Genomic DNA, 525 nt, shown 5'->3' on the forward strand with positions numbered 1-525 from the left:
CGGCGAAGACGACGGCGAGAAAGAAGGCAAGCGGAACGAGGAATGCGCTCATGCGTCGATTCTCCCGGATGGGAAAAGCGGGCGGACCATGGAAGGATCCGCCCGCTCGGTACATCGCATCGCTGCCGCTCGCATCGGCGGTGGCAGGAGCGACGATGGGAGCGTCGGCGCTGGGTCCGGCGCTCCCATCGAGATTTGGCTCAGAGGAGCGAGATGCCGATGTTCGACGAGGTCGAGTTGTTGCCCGTGACCGAGTCGCCCGAGACGGTCGCGGTCATGACCTGCTGGGGGCCGCCGAGCAGTGTGGTGAGAAGCGTGATGTTCAGCAGCGAGTCGAGCGTGGTTCCCAGCCCGATCACGATGTTGCCTCCGGCGGGGATCGACGGGAGGGTCAGCGTGTAGTTGCCGTCCGCGCCTCCGACGGTGACACCGCCGACCGCCGCGATGTTCAGCGACAGCAGGGAGGAGTTGTACTGCACGACGGCCGTGGCACCGGCAGGCGACGCATCGGTGCCACTGTTCGTG

Annotated in this window: 1 protein-coding gene; it reads right to left on the minus strand. The window is 66.3% G+C overall.

The features are described 5' to 3' along the window. Positions 1 to 200: 200 nt before the first annotated feature. A partial coding sequence (locus R0J87_RS18460; protein ID WP_498887994.1) for a hypothetical protein occupies positions 201 to 525 on the minus strand: 325 nt, incomplete at its 5' end.

The sequence above is a fragment of the Halomonas sp. SIMBA_159 genome, assembly GCF_046536035.1.
GTDB classification, from domain to species: domain Bacteria; phylum Pseudomonadota; class Gammaproteobacteria; order Pseudomonadales; family Halomonadaceae; genus Vreelandella; species Vreelandella venusta_A.